This is a genomic window from Paenibacillus sp. JNUCC 35 (assembly GCF_058269095.1).
The window spans coordinates 3194375-3212521 of record NZ_CM177771.1; the positions used below are offsets into that span (position 1 = coordinate 3194375).

The following is an 18147-nucleotide window of genomic DNA, read 5'->3' on the forward strand; positions in this document are numbered from 1 at the left end:
GTACAACCCGACTTGGCCCATGCTACGCCCCCGAGACGGCGTTGCCCGTTGCGGCGCGATATTGCTCGACCACGCTCGACAGCAGCTCCAGATAAGCGGAAGCCCAATCCAGCACCGCCTCCTTGCCGAGGCGCCGGGCGTTGTACGTCCATACCCCGCCAAGCTCTGGCCCTTCCGCCCCGCTTTGCGCGGCAGCGCCATCCATATACAGCACAACATCGAATTGTTCCAATAGCGACTCCCGCTCTTTGAACCCATGCTGCGCTGCTCCTGCAAATAACGGGAACAAGGCAAATCCGGCTTTGGCTTGCGGCTGCTTTCTGATTTGCCGCGCGGTATAACATTCCCCCGCGCTCGTCCGCTTGGCGGCATGCCGCAGCAGCGTATCGAAATCGCGCACCTCCGCAAAGTCGATTTCCTTCGGGGCAATCAGCCCGTTGTCCGTCATTGCCGGAAGCACAAGCCGGCCCATGCCGGACTCGCCGCGCCAGAAGTACAGATATACGGCATAAGCCGCGGCTTCAACGGTCACCGAGCGGGATGCCGCAAGTTCCGCAAGCCCTTCCACAACCGCCCTATCCAGTTGAAATTGAACGCTGCCGATACGCTCCGCGGCATAGCCGCTGCTGACGCAGTCGTCTGCCACAGGCAGACCGCTCCAGCTCCAGCTCGCGAGCTCGCGATTTCTCGACTCCAGATAAGCCGCAAGCGATGCGATTGTCGGATAGGTGAACAAATCCGTTACGCCGAGAGCGCCGGGATACAACTCCTCCAGCCGTTGATGCGCCCGCACCAGCAGCAGCGATTCTCCCCCGACATCGAAGAAACGATGATGGATGCCGAAGTCGTCCCTTTGCAGGATTTCGCGCCATACGGCGGTAATCGCCAGTTCGATATCGCTTGCCGCTTCGACATACGGAGTGCCGCTATCCGCCGCGGGCTCCGGCTCCGGCAGCGCCTTCCGGTCGATTTTGCCGTTTGGAGACAGGGGCATGGCCGGCAGTTCCACCACGGCCTGCGGAACCATATAATCCGGCAGGCGCACCGCTGCAAAATCCCGCAGTTCCTGATGGTCCGCAGGTTCGGAGCAAACGATGTACGCGCATAAATATTCGCTTCCGCTTGCGGCGTCCCGCTTCATGACCACCGCTTCCGAAACCGCCGGATGACCGAGCAGCACATGCTCGATTTCTCCGGATTCGATGCGCTGGCCCCTTATTTTTACTTGATGGTCGATTCGGCCCAAATATTCGATCGTTCCGTCAGGCAGCCATCTGGCAAGGTCTCCTGTCCGATACATCAGACTGCCCGCCGCAAACGGATTATCGACGAACTTTTCTTCCGTCAAATCGGGCCGGCCGATATAACCCCGCGCCAGGCCCGCGCCGGATATGCACAGTTCCCCGGCAATGCCGACAGGCTGGAGCTTCATCGCTTCGCTCACGATATAAAGCGAGATGTTGTCGATCGGCTTACCAATCGGCACCTGGATCGGAATATCGCCGTCAGAGCAATCGTAATAGGAAACGTCAACCGTCGCCTCGGTCGGGCCATACAAGTTCACAAGCCTGGCATCGAACGGAACTCCAATCCGCTCGCGGAACCGCCGCACCTGATCCGCAGTCAGCGCTTCGCCGCTGGCAAACACATGACTCAGGCTCTCCAGACTGACCTCGCCGCGCAGCAAGCCGGGATGCTCCAGAAACAGGTGCAGCATGGACGGCACAAAATGCATCGTCGTTACGCCATGCCGCGCTATCGTATCCATCATAAGCGCGGGGTCCTTTTCGCCGCCCGGAGGCAGCAGGACCAGCTTGGCTCCCGCAAAGCTCCACCAGAACAGCTCCCAGACCGATACGTCGAAGGTAATCGGCGTTTTCTGCATAATGACACCGCTTGCGTCCAGTCCGTATTGCTTCTGCATCCAGCCGATCCGGTTGACGACGGAATGATGCTCGATCATGACCCCTTTCGGCTGTCCGGTCGATCCCGAAGTATACAGCACATAAGCAAGCGAACGTGAATCATGCAGCTTCTCCACAGGGAAGTCGTCCCGCTCCTGCACCAGTGCCTCATGAACGTCCATAAATGGCAGGAACGTCTCCAGCCCTTCCGGGGCTTTGCCCTTCGTCAAGACAAGCTTAGCTCCGGAATTGTCCAGCATGTAGCGGATTCGCTCCGGCGGCAAGCCCGGCGCAACAGGCACATAAGCTCCGCCCGCCTTCAGCACGCCAAAGATTGCAATCATCATCTCCAGGCTGCGATCCATCACGACGGCCACGCGTTCCTCGCGCTTGACGCCTTGCTTTCTGAGCGCCTGCGCCAGCCGGTTCGACCTCCGGTTCAATTCCGCATACGTCAATTCTCCGTCCTCCGCCGCAACCGCAATGGCCTGCGGCGTTTCCGCCGCATGTCTTTCGAGGTAAACCTCTACCGTATCGCCGCTTGCATACGGCGCGGTCGTGCGATTGAACGCTTCGCTCTGCTTCTCCGCTGCCGCGGCGCCCTGCAGCCCGATCCCTCCAAGCGGCCGCTCCGGTTCGGCCAGTGCAAGGCCGACAATACGGAAATACCATTCCGCCATTCTACGTATGCTGTCTTCTTTAAACAGCGCCGTCGCATATTCGATCGTCAAGGCTGCGCCTTTTGCGCCCTGATCCGCAATCTCAAACGTCAAGTCCAGCTTCGATACGCGATTGTCCGGCACTTGCGCCTCGAATTGCAAGGCGTCCGCCGCCTGTCCGGCCTCCATATGCTGCATGACAAACATCGTGTCAAACAGCGGATTGCGGCTCAGGTCGCGCGGCACTTCCAGCATCGTCACCATATGCTCAAACGGGAGCAAGCCGTTGTCCAGCGCCGCAAGCGCAGTTTCTTTGAGCTGCTCGGCGAACGCTCTGAACGGCATTTCGCCGGATGGCCTGCTACGAATCGGCAGCGTATTGACAAACATGCCGACCAGAGCCTCGGTTGCGGGATGGAAGCGGCCGGCGATCGGCGTGCCGACAATAAGATCGTCTTGCCCCGTCATCAGATGCAATAACGTATGGTAGGCGGCAAGCCAGATATGGAATGGCGTAACGCCCCATTGCTCCGCCGCCGCTCCGATCCCCTCGGCAAGCTCCGCCGGAATCGGCAGCGCAAGCTTGGCGCCTTCGAAGCTTTGTTCAGGCGGACGCGGATAATCGGTTGGCAGTTGCAGCACAGGAAGCGTACCCGCTAGCCGGAACGCCCAATATTGCTCTTGCTGCTCTCTCGCCTCCGAAGCCATCCACTCCTGCTGCCAAACGGCGGCATCCTTATAGTGAATGGGCAGCGGCTGCAAGGAGCCGCCGAGATACAATTGCTCGAAATCGCGCGCCATCACATTCATGGACACGCCGTCGGCGACGATGTGGTGAATGTCCAGCAGCAGCGTATGCCGACTTTCGCCGTCCGTCGCGAGAAACGCCCGAATTAACGGAGCCTTTCGCAAATCGAACGGGCGGACGACCGCGCGAGCAAATGTATTCAAGTCCGCCGCATCCATCAAGGCATGCACGGCGAGTTCAAACGAAACCCGCTCATGGACACGCTGTACCGGCTTGCCGTCTGCCCAGTCAAAGCTGGTGCGCAGCGGTTCATGGCGGTCAATCAGCCCTTGAATCGCCTCGCGAAGCCTGTCCTGATCAAGCTTGCCCGTCAGGTTCAGAGCGAGCGGAAGATTGTAGGCCGTGCTGCCCGGATAAAGCTGCTGCAGCACAAACAGCCTGTTCTGCGCGAGCGACAACGGGTAGAACGGTCGGCTTTCCGCCCGGGCAATAACCGTGGCCCGCTTGGGGGCCGCGTTGTCAATGCGGGCCGCCATTTCCCGCAGCAGGGGAGCGTCGAACACATCCTTCATCGCAAACGCCGCTCCATAACGCTGCTCGATCAAGCCCGCAAGCTGCGCGGCGCGCAAGGAATGGCCGCCCAATCGGAAGAAATCGGCTTCTCTTCCGATCACCGCCGGGTAGTCCGGCTCGCTGGAGGCCAGACGGAGCACCTCCCGCCAAAGCTCGGCCAGCCGCTGCTCCGTCGGTGTAGCCGGCGCCTCGCCGCAAGCCGCCGGTTCAGCGAACCGGGGCTGCGGCAGGCGGCTGCGGTCGGCTTTGCCGCTCGGACTCAGCGGAAACGCCTCCATAGCAACAAAATACGAAGGAATCATATACTCCGGAAGCAGTTCCTTAAGTGCGGCCCGAAGGCTAGCTTCCTCCGGCGCCTGCCCGTCCGCTGTCACGAGATATGCGCAAAGCGCCGGCTCTCCCGCATGGTCCGTCACCGCCGTCACCACGGCATCGCGAACTTCCGCCTGCAAGAGCAGCACGTGCTCGATCTCGCCGCATTCGATACGGAGACCGCGCAGCTTGACCTGATGGTCAAAGCGTCCCAAATATTCAATATTGCCGTCCGGTAGCCACCTTGCGCGATCGCCGGTACGGTACAGCTTCTCTCCTGAGGCAAACGGATTCGGAACAAAGCTTTGCTCCGTCAAATCCGGACTGTTGCGATATCCGCGCGCAAGACCGGCGCCCGCGATGCACAGCTCGCCGGACACGCCGATCGGCTGCGGTCTCATCCGCTCGTCCACAATGTAGAGCCGGATGTTATGGATTGGCTTGCCGATCGGAATCGCACCCGCCCCAGCGTCCGGGCAATCGTAATAGCTGACATCGACCGTCGCTTCCGTCGGGCCGTACAGATTAATGAGCCGGCATTGGCCGCCGCCGCGCTCCATCAGGCTGTAAAAACCTGCGACATGCGCGGGCTTGAGCGCTTCGCCGCTCGCAAATACGTATCGCAGGGAACAAAACTCGCCGCCTCTGCCGCTGTCCGCCGCATAGGGCAAAAAGACGCCCAGCATGGACGGCACAAAATGCATAACCGTAACCGCCTGCTCCTCAATCGCGCGCAGCATGACCGACGGCTCCTTCTCCCCGCCGGGCTCCAACAAATAAAGCGAAGCGCCGGCAAAGCTCCACCAGAACAGCTCCCATACGGAAACGTCGAACGTGATCGGCGTTTTTTGTAAAATAACGTCGCGCTCATTCAGCGGATAAGCCGTCTGCATCCAGTTCAGCCGGTTGATCGCCGCGCGGTGCTCCACCATAACGCCTTTGGGTTTGCCGGTGGAGCCTGACGTATAAATGACATACGCCAGATGCTCGGGGCCCGCTTGAGGCGACAGGTCCGTTTCTTCTTCGCCCTTCGGCAGCTCCGATGCGGCGGCAGCCGCAAGCGCGTCCAGATCGAGCGTTTCTCCCTGGAAGGCCGGGAACGTATGAATCCATTTGGCCCCCGCGAGAAGCAGCCTGGCCCCGCTGTCCTCCAGAATGCCGCGGATCCGCTCGGGCGGATGCTCCGGGTCGATCGGCAAATAGGCCCCTCCCGCCTTGAGCACCGCCATGATCGCAATCATCATGGACAACGAGCGCTGAGCGGCAATCGGCACAATCGTTTCGACCGCAACCCCCTTGCCTCTTAGCACGGCAGCCATGCGTTCGGCGCGGTCATTCAGCTCCCCGTACGTCAGCGAGCCTTCGGCCGACCGCACCGCCGTCCTATCCGGCCACCGCCGGGCGGACTCGGCGAACCATCCGTGAATCGTCTTCTCCGCCGGGTACGAATGTCCCGTATCATTCCATGCCGCAAAGGCCGCTTCTTCGGCAGGCGTCGCCATTACGACGTCGCCACAGATCAGGTCGGGGCTGGCGGCCGTTTGCTCCAAAATGTAAAGCAGCCGATCCGCCAACCGCTCCATCGTGCCTTTATGGAACAATCCCGTATTATACTCCAGCTCCGCCCGCAGACCGCCTTCGCCATCGCTGTACAGATCGAGCTTGAAGTCCAGCTTGGATGTTCCGTGGCTGACGGGCAAAGGCTCCATGCTCCAGCCGTCGCCGCGCGCCGCCAGCTTCTCGTCTTCAAACTGGTTGTGGACGATCAGCATCGTATCGAAAAGCGGGTTGCGCGACGGGTCATGCGGATACCGGGCCGCTTCCATCATGTGCTCGAAGCTGACATCGCCATGCTCGTATGCGGCAAGCAAACGCCCATGGGTCTCACCGACAAACGCCAGGATCGGCAGCTCGTCCGCCACCCGCATCCGAATCGGCAGAAACTGGTTGAACATACCGATCATTCGGGCCGTGTCCGGATGCGTCCGGCCTGCCGCCAAAGAACCGATTGCAAATTCCGACTGATGCGTCGTTCCCTTGAGCAACAGCGCGTAAGCCGCAAAAAGCAGGCTGTTCATGCTCGCTCCGGCGCTTGCGGCCGTCTCTTTCAGTCGTGCGGCGAGCGCCGCCGGAATTTGGAAGGTATACGTATCGCCCGCAAATGTCTGACGGTCGCCGCGCGGCCGATCCAGCGGCATATCGAGCGGCACCGGCGGCTCTGCAAGCTGCTCCGTCCAAAACGCTCGGCTTGCCCTGGCCCGCTCCGAGCCGGTCTGTCGCTCCTGCCAAACCGCATAATCCTTGTAATACAGAGCCAAAGGCGCAAGTTCCGCGCCGTCGATCAAAGCGGTCAACTCCTCCAAGAGCAGCTTGACGGATATGCCGTCCGCCGCGATGTGGTGGATGTTGAGCAGCAGATAGGCCTCCGCTCCTTCCGATTCGGGCCGGCAATAACATGCGGCGAGCAGCGGCGCTGCGGCAAGCTCAAGCGGCCGGAAAAACTCGCTCAAGCATTCCGGAAGCGTCGTCTCCGCGAGCTCCGCCGTTTGCAGAACTAAGGCGGCCGAATCGTGCACGATCTGGGCCGGAACGCCGTCGATCCAATGATAGGAGGTCCGCAACGGCTCATGCCGTTCGATCAACTTCCGAAGCGCTGGCCCGATTCTGGTCTCACCCACCGCACCCGACAGTTTAAGCGCAAGGGGAATATGGTAGGTTAGTCCGATATCAGCCATGCTTTCCGCCAAAAACATGCGCCGCTGCGGCGGGCTGAGCGGATAGGATGCGGCTTTTGGCGCGTCCGTAACAGGTTCGTACGCTTCCTTGGCAGCCCTGTCGATCCAGGCCGCCTGCTCTCTGACCGTCGGCAGCTTGAAAATTTCCTGAAGCGGCATGCGCACCCGGCAATGCTTGTAGATTGCTGAGGTCAATGCGGCCGCCTTCAGGGAATGGCCGCCATGCTCAAAGAAGTGGTCAAGCGCGCCAACCTGCCCCGCATGAAGCACTTCTTGCCACAATCCCGAGACAATGATCTCCGTATCTGTGGCGGGGGCTTCATATGGGACCGCGCGCTCCGGCGCAGGCAGACGTTTTTTGTCCACCTTGCCGTTCGCGTTCAGCGGCAGCTTCTCCAACTGCACAACCGCGGCGGGAATCATAAATGCCGGCAGCTTGCCTGTCAGTTGGCTCCGAACGCTTGCCTGCCCTTCGGTTTGCTCCGCAACGATATAAGCGCATAAATACGGCGCGCCTTCATTCTCGATCAGCGCCACAAACGCTTCCTTGACGCCAGCGCAATCCAGCAGCCTGCTTTCGATTTCACCCAATTCAATCCGGTAACCCCGCAGCTTGACCTGGCTGTCGATCCGGTCCAGAAACTCCAAATTTCCGTCAGGCAAGCGGCGCACCAGGTCGCCGGTTCCGTACACGGTTTCGCCTTCCCGGAACGGATGCGGCCGGAACTTCGAAGTGGTCTGCTCCGGCAAATTCACATAGCCGGATGCGACACCGTCGCCCGCAATCCACAGCTCGCCCGGCACCCAGTCCGGCTGCAATCGGCCCTGCTCATTCAGCACCAGCGTTTCCGAACGCGCGATCGGCGCGCCGATCGGCACGGTGGCCGTTCCTTGTCCGTCCCATGTCTCCGTGATCGGATAGCAGGTAGCGAACACCGTCGTTTCCGTGGGACCGTAGACATGCAGCAGCACGCTCGGTCCAAGCGCGCAGAGCGCTTTGCGGATATGCGGCACGGAAGCCCGCTCTCCGCCAAATAAAATATGGCGCAGGCCGATCAGCGACTCCAGCCCATGATCGACCAGCGTATTGAACAGCGCCGTCGTCACAAAGAACACGGTAATGCCTCTGGCCTCAATCAGCTCGGTCAGCCGCACAACGTCGGCAACCTCTTCCTCACCGACCAGCGTCAGCTTCGCACCGTTCAACAGCGCTCCGTACAAATCGAACGTTGAACCGTCAAAGGCGTAGTTGGAAAGTTGCAGCAGCGCATCGTTTTCCGAAATGCTTACATAATCGGTATGGAGGGCAATCCGGGACACATTGCGATGCGAGGTCATAATCCCTTTCGGCTTGCCCGTCGAGCCGGATGTGTACATGATATAAGCGAGATCGTCCGCCGAGCCGTCGATGTCCAGATCATGGCCGTACTCGCTGGCCCATCCCGTATCGAGTTCATCCATGTCGATGACATCTGTGCTGTCTCCGGCAAGCCGGGCGCCCATCTCCATCGTTGCAGCCGCAGTCACGATCGCCTGCGTTTCCGTATCCTGCAGCATAAACAAAATCCGCTCTTCGGGATATTGCGGGTCAATCGGCACATAGACGGCTCCCGCTTTCAGCACAGCCAATATCGCCGCAACCATATCGGGCGAGCGCCGTAACAGCAGCGCCACCTTCGCCTCCGGCGTGACGCCGCGCCGCGCAAGCGTGCGCGCGAACCGGTTGGCACGTTCGTTCAGCTCGCTGTAGGTATACGCCAGCTCGCCCATTTCAACGGCAATCTGCTGCGGTGTCTCCACCGCTTGCCGCTCAAACAACCTGTGCAGCGACAGCTCCTGCGTCGGAGCGGCAAGTGAACGGCCAAGCCGGAGCAGCCGTTCCCGCTCCTCTCCATCGAGGGGATCAAGCTCGCCAAGCGCCGCATGCGGCTGCGCGGCGACTGCCCGGGCCAACGCTGCATAATGCCGGGCCAATTGCGCGGCGGCCCGCTCATCGTACAGATCCAGCGCATACTCCAGCGAAAATGCGATACTATCGCCGTTATCCGTGCACTCCCAAGTCAGGTCGAACTTGGCCGAGCCGCTGTCTATCGCTTGGGGCGTATAAACGACATCCTTGCCCCGCCATTCGGGCAGCTCCATATTTTGCAGCGTGAACACCGAATCGAACAGCGGATTCCGCCCGTATTCCCGTTTCACATTCGCCAGCTCGGCTATTTCTTCATAAGGCACATCTCCGTTGCCGATAGCCGCCAGAGCCTCCCCATTGACCTGCTTCAGCCATTGATCGAAGCGCAAACCGCTTTGCCCGCGCAGGTGGATCGGAACCATGTTGACGAACATCCCGACTACGCTTTGCAGCTCCGGACGCACCCGTCTCGCGGCTGCCGTGCCGACAACGATGTCGGATTCGCCCGTATATTTCGCAAGCAGCGCATAATAAATCGAAAGCAGTACGGTGTATAACGTTACGCCCTCGCGTCTAGCCAACGCCCGCAGCGATCCGGCAAGCTCCGGCTCCAGCTCGAAGCGTTCTATTGCCCCGCGATAGCTTGGCGTCTGCGGCCTTGGACGGGGGGACGGAAGCGCCGGAGACGGCACGCCATCCCGAAAGATTTCGCGCCAATAAAGCTTCTGGCGCTCCAGCCAGCCGCCGCTTCGGCCCGCTTCCTCCCACAGCGCCATATCCCCGCCATGAATGGACAACGGCTCCGGCGCGTTCCCCTCGTAAAACCTCGTAAGATCGGACATCAAAATACCCATCGACGTTCCGTCCGTAATGATATGATGCATATCCAGCAGCAGCACGCTTGACTCGTGCTCCAGGCGCACAAGCTCCATGCGCAGCAGCGGCGCTTGCTCCAGACGAAACGGCTGCAGGAAGCGCCGCTGCCGCAGCGCCAGCTCCGCCGCCGTCCAACCGCTTCCGTTAACGACGGCAAGCGGCGGCTCAACCTCCTGCTCGATGCGCTGCATCACATTGTCTTCTTCCCTATAAAAGGACGTCCGCAGTCCCGGATGCCGCTCTATCAGCGCCCGCCACGCCGCGCGGAATCGTTCGATATCGAGCGGGCCCTTTACCTGGGCCGTAAAAGGCAGATTGTAGCCCAGCAGACCCGGATTCAGCTCTTCCAAAAGGAACAGCCGCTTTTGCGCCGAGGTCGCCGGATAAACCGTCCGCTCCTCCGCTTTGGCCACCGGCGGCGCAACGGCGGCAGTTCCTTCGCCCTCCTGCGCCTTTTGCTCCAGCAAAGCGGCCAGCGAACTCACCGTATCATGCAAGAACAGCTCGGTAAGCGTAAGCTCGACGCCAAACGCCTCTTGCAGCCTGGCGGCGGCATAAGCCGCCTTGAGCGAATTGCCTCCTTGCTCAAGAAAGCCGTCCTTGCGGCCGATGTAATCCTTTTTCAACACCTCGCGCCAGATGGACATGATCCGCTCTTCCGTCTCCGTGGCCGGCTCCAAGCCGACATCCCCGCGCAAGGTATCGCCGCCTTCCGCATCACACCGCTCTAACGCGGCCGCCGCTTCCAGCTCCGTCAGCTCGGCAAGCGCTTCGGCAAACTCGCCTTCGCGCAGCGCTTCCGCCAATACGTAGCGTTGAATTTTGCCGGAGGTCGTTTTCGGAATTCGCCGAACGGGGACAACAAAAGCAACGTCCAGACCGGCCGATCCGTTCAGCAGCTTTTTCACCTCGGCCATCAGCGGTACAAATCCGCCGGTCTTGCCGCGATGCTGAATAAAAACTGCGATCGCATCCCGTTTGGTCGTCGCATCCTGAACGGCGGCAATCGCCGTTTTCCCGATTTCGGCCCCTTTCAGGCCGCTGATCAACGCCTCCAGGTCATGCGGATACACATTTTGCCCGTTGACGAAAATGACGTCTTTCATGCGGCCGGTTACATATAAACGCCCTTCCAGCAAGAAACCCAAATCTCCCGTATTCAGCCAGCCATCCGTGGAAATCGTTTGCTTGTTTACATCGGGCCGCTTATAGTAGCCGCTTGTAACGTTGCGGCCTCTAATATGAATCAAGCCCACGCTGCCTGCTGCCGAAGGGTTTCCCCCTTCGTCGCAAATGCGCACCTCGCACTCTTGTACGGGGAAACCCAGCTCGACGATCTCGATCGCTGTATGATCCACGTGGGCGGCTATTTGGATAGGCTGTCCGATAGTGAGCGATTGGCGCTCAAGCTTCACGGTATTCAGGTGATCTTCCGTCCCCGGGAACGTCACGGCCAGACTCGCTTCCGCAAGCCCGTATACCGGGAAAATGCAATTTCCCTTTAACCCGTACGGCTTCATCGCCTCCAGAAAATCGCGGCAATGGGCGGCCGATATCGGTTCGGCCCCGTTAAAAATCAGCCTGACGCAAGACAAATCCCATGCCGCCGCTCCTTCCGGCTTCCAATGCTGCAGAAAATGCACATAACCGAAATTCGGCGAAGAGAGGCATGTCACCCGATGCTTATGCGTAAGTTCCAGCCATTTCATCGGATGAAGCACAAACGTCGAGGTCGGCAAATGCAACTGATTCATGCCGCAAAACAGCGGCGTAAGATGAAAGCCGATGAGCCCCATATCATGCGTCAGCGGCAGCCAGCTTAGCGAAGAATCCCGCTCCGTCGATTGCGCCCCATGGATAATGGCGCGCATGTTCGACAGAAGATTGCCGTGAGTCAGCACGACCCCCTTCGGGTCTCCGGTAGAGCCCGATGTAAACTGGATGAATGCAGTGTCCGTTTCGGCTGCGTCATACGGCTCAGCCTCGGGACGGTCGGCATCCGCAGCCGCCGCAAGCACTTCCGCAATCGTCACGCTGCCGGACTCGAGCTGGGCCAGCGCCTCCGCCTCCCCGTGCTTTAAAGCGTAGCCTTGAATTCCCGGCCACAGCTCTTCATCACAGAGCAATGTAGGCGCTTCCAACTGCTTGCATACCTGGATCAGCTTTTTGCGTCCTTCGTCCGTACGCGCCGCCGTCACAGGTACGGGGACAATGCCGCCGAGCACGCAAGCCCAGAACAGAAGGATAAACCGTTCGTTATCTTCCGTCTGCATGACGGCAAAGTCGCCTGGCCCAAGGCCCTGCTCGCGCAGCAGATGGAGCGCCTTTCCGGCCGATGCAAGTAATTGGCCGTATGACAAGTAGCGCCCGCCACCGCTTTCGCAAAATAAAATTCCCGCATCGTTTTCCTTGCGCGCCAGCAATACGCCGGACAAATTACGGATGGTTCTCATAGTCGGCAGCCCTCCGTTCTGTCTTTTATCACACCGTTGTGGAATGCAGTTCTTGATAATCCTCCGTTACGATGCGATTATGCTCGTCCATAATGACGACATGCGGACGATACGTGCGGGCTACCGATTCCTCCATCATCGCGTAAGAAATAATAATGACGCGGTCACCCGGCTGCACAAGTCTGGCAGCGGCGCCGTTCAAGCAAACCATACCCGAGCCTCTTGGGCCGGTAATGACATACGTCTCCAGCCTGGCTCCGTTATTTATATTGACAACTTGCACTTTTTCGTTCTCCAGGATGTTCGATGCATCCAAAATATCCTGAGCGATGGTTATGCTTCCTACGTAATTCAAATTGGCCTCTGTCACGACAGCCCGGTGAATTTTGGACTTATGCATCTCTCTAAACATGAATACACTCTCCTCATGGAGTGGTTTGGATAAATTAAAACGTGCTAATTTTTATAACGAACATGATTGTCCAACTCTTCTTTTACGGAAATTCAGAGCACAAACAAACTTACATGGTTTCTCTGTCTCAACGAAAAAGAACAAGCCGGAGCAATCAAGCCGTTATCAAAAAGAAAATCTGCGGCATACGGGTGCCGATGTGGCTGTCATACGGAGTACGCAAGTTCATGCTTATGTGTGGAAAAACTGAATGGGGAATTTCGTGCGATAGCGAGGAGTCATGTTGACTGGCAAGCGATACTTTTGTGTGGGATCTTGTTGATTGGGTAAGCTCATGCTTTGGACGAGGTCATGCTAATAAGGCAGGTTACGCTATTGTGCGGGTTCTAGTTGATTGAAAATTCTGACACTAGAAACGAAAAACGTGGCTTGTACATCGCAGCAGCTCATCATACAGACGGTTCAGTGCTGCGAAGGGGGAAAATCATGTGTAACCAGGTGTAGCGGTAATGAATTAAAGTGTTGCAGCGCAATAAATACTTTTCTCATGAACATGAAATCGCTTGCAACCTACCTTTACCTTTATAGTAGTGCTAAACCTTTACTTACGATAGGGTAATAATCTTACAATAGAGGGGGAAATTCTTTTATTTTTTAACTTATTTTGGTCAATTCTACCAGAAATTAAGAGCGCTATAGACTCCCGGTAGACGGAATGAGGTTTGGTTTGCAGCGCAATTCTGTATTTGTCGAAAAAGCGGAGCAGATAGGTCGTATCTTCCCCCAGATAAACATGTTCGTTGATCAAGCCGATTTCGTCCAGCAGCTCCCGGCGGAATACCATCGTGTTCAGTTGAAAAAAATTGCGCGTATGCGACAAAAACGCCTCGAACAATCCTTTTTCGAATACAATCGTTTCTCCGTCATTCCATGTTTCGAACTTTGTTCGGATCGAATGCAGCCAATACCGCTCAACCTCCTAATAAAAACGGCAGCCAATCGTTTGACCGGCTGCCTCTATATCATGATTCAACTATTGTGTCCCGTTAGTTTAATCGACAATGCGCGCGCCGGGTCCGACGAACTTAGCCTTGTTGGGTTGTATGTCCGATTACGCAGGCTTTGGCAGCTTGACAATTCGTGCTTTAACTAATTTGCTGCTGTTCGGAAATCAGATTCCTCCGTTTAGTTTGGCGATCCAAACGGAAGCTGATACATGCCAGGATCGATGCCGCGATCGCAACGCTCCCGCCGAACCAGGAAACATCGACGAGTTCTTTTTGAGTCGTTACAAAGCCTCCTAGAGCCGATCCGAGAGCAATGCCGACATTGACGGATACGGGGGTTAATGACGAGGCCAAATCTTTGGCTGAGGGAACATGTTTGTCGGCTAAATCAATGAAAAATAATTGCATAGTAGAGCTCATGGTATATACGACAAGAGCAATAAAGGATATACTGATCAATCCCGTAATAATTGAGCTAGAGGTAACATACAGCGACGCAAGAATGGCAGCTTGTATAAGAAACACATATCTCAGCTTTCCAATCCCGTTGCGGTTTGCTAACTTGCCCCCGATTAAGGTGCTGAAGATCGATACGATTCCATAAAGTAAAAATACGAGACTAATATACCGCTCCGGAACAAGAAGTACTTCTTTCAGCAATGGGGTTAAGTACGTATAAACGGTATAGGTTGCTCCAATACTGAACGCCGGTATAAAAAATGCGATGATAATTCGCGAATGGGTCAATAATCCAAGCTGCTTTTTTAACGAGTTTTTTGCTCCCTTTAGTCCTCTAGGAATGGTCAACGAGCTTACGGTCAGAGAAACGATTCCCAATAGGGCTGTAAACCAAAAGGTCATATGCCAGCCGCCCCATTGTCCGATAAAGGTACCTAGAGGTACCCCGATGACACTAGCTAATGTAAATCCTGTAAAAATAATAGAAATAACAGATCCTCTTTTTTCAGTAGGCACTGCTTCGCTGGCAACCGCCATGGCGAGTGCGATCAATACCCCGGTAACAATGGCAGTGACGATTCGGGAAGACAGTAGCAAAGCATAAGAATCGGACAAAGCCGTCATGATGTTTCCAGCAATAAATATGGCGATCAACGTTAGCATTAATGGGTATTTAGAGAAACGGCTTAATATAGCGGTCAAGATCGGTGTTGCGATTGCAAAAGAAATAGCAAAGGCAGATACCAGCGCTCCGGCTGTTGATATGGTGATCTTCAAGGAGGCGGACACTTCTGACAACAGACCGATTATGACAAATTCACTTGTTCCAAGGACAAAGGTCATTAAAAATAAATTCAATGTCAAAACCGTTTGCGCTCTAGTCAAAGCCCATTCTCCTTTCCATCTAATTTACTTCAATTAAGCTCTTTCCACGGCAATCTGGACTTCCGCTATAAAAGCTTCCGGATCGCCTAGTTTTTCATGAGGAATACAGATTTCACGGCGCGGCTCATTCTCCTTCATTCGGTAACCATTGCGCTCAATCCAAAACGCCAATTCCGTACTCGCGGTACAACGGCTCGTTGTCCGGCAATGGTGGATAAGCGTTGCCATCATCGGAACTTCAGGCAAACGTTTGACGGTATATGGAGAGCTGGTCGATATTTTGTGATTGATCTGACGAGCCACTTCAACGTCGATATCATCCTCACCTTCCTCACATCCATGCCAAAGAACCATTTGTGATCGAGAAGGCAATCCCAAATGACCTAAATGTTCGTCCAGTTGCTCAAAAAGCTCAGGAATTTGCCTAAGTGATGCTCTTTGACGGTAAGTCAACACCAGCTGCGGCTCCACTTCTTTGATCAAGACGTCATTGTTTAAAAGGTCTTTGCCCTCATTCTCGATAATACACAACCGTTCCTTAATTCGAGTCAGCTTGTCCTGTTCCGTTTCTATAATGGACTGAATTTCATTTTGCCTGATTCGAAACATCCCCCTGATTTGTTCAAGCGGAATATTCTCGCTCATCATTCGGCGAATTTGAACTAATGAAAAGCCTAGTTCTTTGAAGGCCAGTATACGGTGAAGTTGAAACATCTGTTCAGCCGAGTAATACCGGTAGCCTGTAAATTTGTCAGTATGAGCCGGCTTTAGTAAATGCAACTGGTCGTAATAACGCAGTGTTTTAACAGAAACCTGGCTGATCTTTGAGAACTCGCTAATTTTAAACAACCCAACCCCTCCTTGCTTCTATAGCTCTGTTTTCCTCTGGTCTCTACCGAGTATAACCTTCCAGTTTAGGGGAGAGTCAAGCGGCACCCGACACTTTTTGAGCGACTAAATTATAAGTTTGGATTTTCGGCTCTGTTCTGTTCTAACTCCTAGTAAAAAAATGAAGAACCCTTATTAATTAAGGGTTCTTCAATGTTTTTCACCAAAAATTAGCGTCATTCGTTCCTCGTCGTAAGCGTATTTGTACATCTCCCGATCTTCTAGTTCAGCCTATGTTATCAAAGGAATTTCCATAATTTCATAAGAAATCGTCTTCTTTATATGCGCTCATTGATTTTGATCAACAATTTCTTTAAGACTTGCTTCTCCTCGTCGGTAAGGACTTGAACGATTTCTTCCTCCACCTTTTGGAATGAGTCTTGAAAGTCTTCAATCAGTTCAATCGCTTTTGGCAATACATATATATTTTTTTGCCGTTCATTATTGGTCGGGATTTTGCGCTCGATGAACCCTTTTTGCTCTAGACCTTGAAGCATGCTTGTAATGCTGGCCTCACGTAGATGAAACCGATCTGCAAGATCCTTTTGAATAAGTTGATTATTTTGGTTCTCGTAAATATAGTCGATTATTTTTCCTTGTTGAGCGTTTAACCCCAGCTCTTTTATACTCTCGTCCGCTCTTTTCTTTAACTTAAGACCGATAATCTGAAACAAATCCAGATAAGGCGTATCCTTTCGGGATTGCATGATCGTCCCCCCTGTGATTGTTAGAAATCTAATTGTAAGCAAATAAACTATACAGTGATCCTACAGGCTTGTCAAACAAATATTAGTTTATTGACAGTTAGATTACTAACAGTTATACTCCGAATTGTTGAACAACAAACACTTGGGAGGAATTCAAATGGAGAAGGTAACTCTAAATGCTGCGTTAGAACAAGTTACGGCGATTACAAATGTACGTATCTTTGATGGAGATCAAATTATTGCGCCCAGGCATGTTGTCATTAAAGGGGAGTCCATTATTTCAGTGGGCGGAGACCTTCCGGCCGATGCAACGATTATCGATGGAGAAAATGCGACTCTAATGCCTGGTCTGATTGATGCACATGTCCACACCTCAATCGGCGGATTACGAGATGCCTTAAAATTCGGCGTTACAACAGAACTCGAAATGAACGGCGATTTTACTAAAAGAGGGCGCGAGATTCAGTTGAAAAATGTGAATGACGTCGCAGACGTCCGTTCTGCTGGCACAGCGATCACCGCTCCGGGCGGACACCCAGATGAATTACTGCCGGATGGAGATGAAATACCGGAATTCGTATTAAAGGAACTAGAGAAGTTATCGGAGGAAGACCGGGAAGCGATGTTGGCCGCATACGCTCACGATCACGAAGAAATACCGCAAGTGACGACAGTGGAAGAAGCGATTAAACATGTGCATACCCAAGTGGAGAATGGAGCCGACTATATTAAGATTATGATTGAAGAAGGAACGGTCATGGGTGCACCTGGCCTGCCTGTACTAAGCGACGAGATTCTAAAAACAGCCGTGACAGAAGCCCACAAGTTCGATAAGCTGGTCATCGCCCACGTCTTGACGGCTCTTTCATCGCAAGAAGCCATCGATTTTGGAGTCGACGGTTTGGGCCACTTGTTTATCGACAGACCCGAGCACACGTCCGAGTTAGTGAAATCCATAGCGGGTTCAGGCGCTTTTGTTACACCGTGCTTGGTGTTGAATTCATCGATTATTGGAAATCCGGCATCGGAATTGGCGAATGATCCGCGTGTTCATTCCAAATTAAGTCCGGATTGGATCGATATTTTGAACTCAAGCTTCAATACGTTCCCGCAAGGCAATATGGAGAACAGCTTTAAGAATGTGATGGACCTTCACCGTGCCGGAGTTGATATTCTGGTAGGGACGGATGTCGCGCCGGTTCCCGTTCCGAACCTTGGCGGCCTTGCTCATGGGGCCAGTGTCCACCACGAAATGCAGCTGCTGGTGAAGGCCGGGTTCACTCCGATCGAAGCTCTTCAGTCGGCTACTAGCAAACCGGCCCGTTGCTTTGGTCTTCACGATCGCGGCCGTATTACCGAAGGTGCGCGCGCTGATCTTATTCTCGTAAACGGTGATCCGACCACTACTATTTCGGATACCTTGTCGATCAAATCCGTGTGGTTCAATGGTTCGCAGCAACTAGGTTAATCAGATTCGATCTCCCTGTACAATGAACACTAAAACTCCGTTCCAAAGCACGGAGTTTTAGTTGATTTAATTGATTATTTTAAGTCGATGCTCATCGCTTTGAGATTTTTCTAATTTGCTTGCCACAGGATGGGTCGGTCATGTCTGAGACC

At 54.9% G+C, this 18147-nt stretch carries 7 protein-coding genes; 2 read left to right on the forward strand and 5 right to left on the reverse strand.

Annotation, left to right across the window (positions count from 1 at the left end):
- Window positions 1–22 precede the first annotated feature (22 nt).
- Both AC2TF6_RS14550 and panD read right to left on the reverse strand, forming a co-directional pair.
- A complete protein-coding gene (locus AC2TF6_RS14550; RefSeq protein ID WP_491307342.1) occupies window positions 23–12169 on the reverse strand; it encodes an amino acid adenylation domain-containing protein in 12147 nt (4048 codons plus the stop codon).
- Window positions 12170–12197: 28 nt separating this feature from the next.
- Complete coding sequence (panD, locus tag AC2TF6_RS14555; RefSeq protein WP_009674847.1) at window positions 12198–12581, reverse strand: aspartate 1-decarboxylase; 384 nt, start codon at window positions 12579–12581, stop codon at window positions 12198–12200.
- A 727-nt stretch (window positions 12582–13308) separates the two neighbouring features.
- Here panD and AC2TF6_RS14560 point away from each other — a divergent pair.
- Window positions 13309–13734, forward strand: a complete 426-nt coding sequence (locus tag AC2TF6_RS14560) for a hypothetical protein (protein ID WP_491307343.1) — start codon at window positions 13309–13311, stop codon at window positions 13732–13734.
- On the opposite strand, the gene AC2TF6_RS14565 is transcribed toward AC2TF6_RS14560, so the two are convergent.
- The 3 genes from AC2TF6_RS14565 to AC2TF6_RS14575 all read right to left on the reverse strand — a co-directional run bounded on the left by AC2TF6_RS14565 (window position 13727) and on the right by AC2TF6_RS14575 (window position 16527).
- A complete protein-coding gene (locus AC2TF6_RS14565; protein WP_491307344.1) occupies window positions 13727–14932 on the reverse strand; it encodes an MFS transporter in 1206 nt (401 codons plus the stop codon). The genes AC2TF6_RS14560 and AC2TF6_RS14565 overlap by 8 nt on opposite strands.
- Before the next feature lie 33 nt (window positions 14933–14965).
- Window positions 14966–15781 carry a MerR family transcriptional regulator gene (locus AC2TF6_RS14570; protein ID WP_491307345.1) on the reverse strand — a complete coding sequence of 272 codons (816 nt, stop codon included), beginning with the start codon at window positions 15779–15781 and terminating at the stop codon, window positions 14966–14968.
- 317 nt (window positions 15782–16098) lie between these two features.
- Window positions 16099–16527 (reverse strand): MarR family winged helix-turn-helix transcriptional regulator, encoded by a 429-nt coding sequence (locus AC2TF6_RS14575; RefSeq protein WP_491307346.1) that lies wholly within the window; start codon window positions 16525–16527, stop codon window positions 16099–16101.
- Window positions 16528–16684: 157 nt separating this feature from the next.
- On the opposite strand from AC2TF6_RS14575, the gene AC2TF6_RS14580 reads away from it, so the two are divergent.
- Entirely contained in the window at window positions 16685–17995 is a 1311-nt protein-coding gene (locus AC2TF6_RS14580) for an amidohydrolase family protein (RefSeq protein WP_491307347.1), read from the forward strand.
- Window positions 17996–18147: the final 152 nt, after the last annotated feature.

What these genes read in the sequence shown, in the direction of transcription:
- panD (WP_009674847.1), bottom strand. Translation starts at nt 12,581, where the DNA reads ATGTTTAGAGAGATGCATAAGTCCAAAATTCACCGGGCTGTCGTGACA.
- AC2TF6_RS14580 (WP_491307347.1), top strand. Translation starts at nt 16,685, where the DNA reads ATGGAGAAGGTAACTCTAAATGCTGCGTTAGAACAAGTTACGGCGATT.
- AC2TF6_RS14575 (WP_491307346.1), bottom strand. Translation starts at nt 16,527, where the DNA reads ATGCAATCCCGAAAGGATACGCCTTATCTGGATTTGTTTCAGATTATC.
- AC2TF6_RS14550 (WP_491307342.1), bottom strand. Translation starts at nt 12,169, where the DNA reads ATGAGAACCATCCGTAATTTGTCCGGCGTATTGCTGGCGCGCAAGGAA.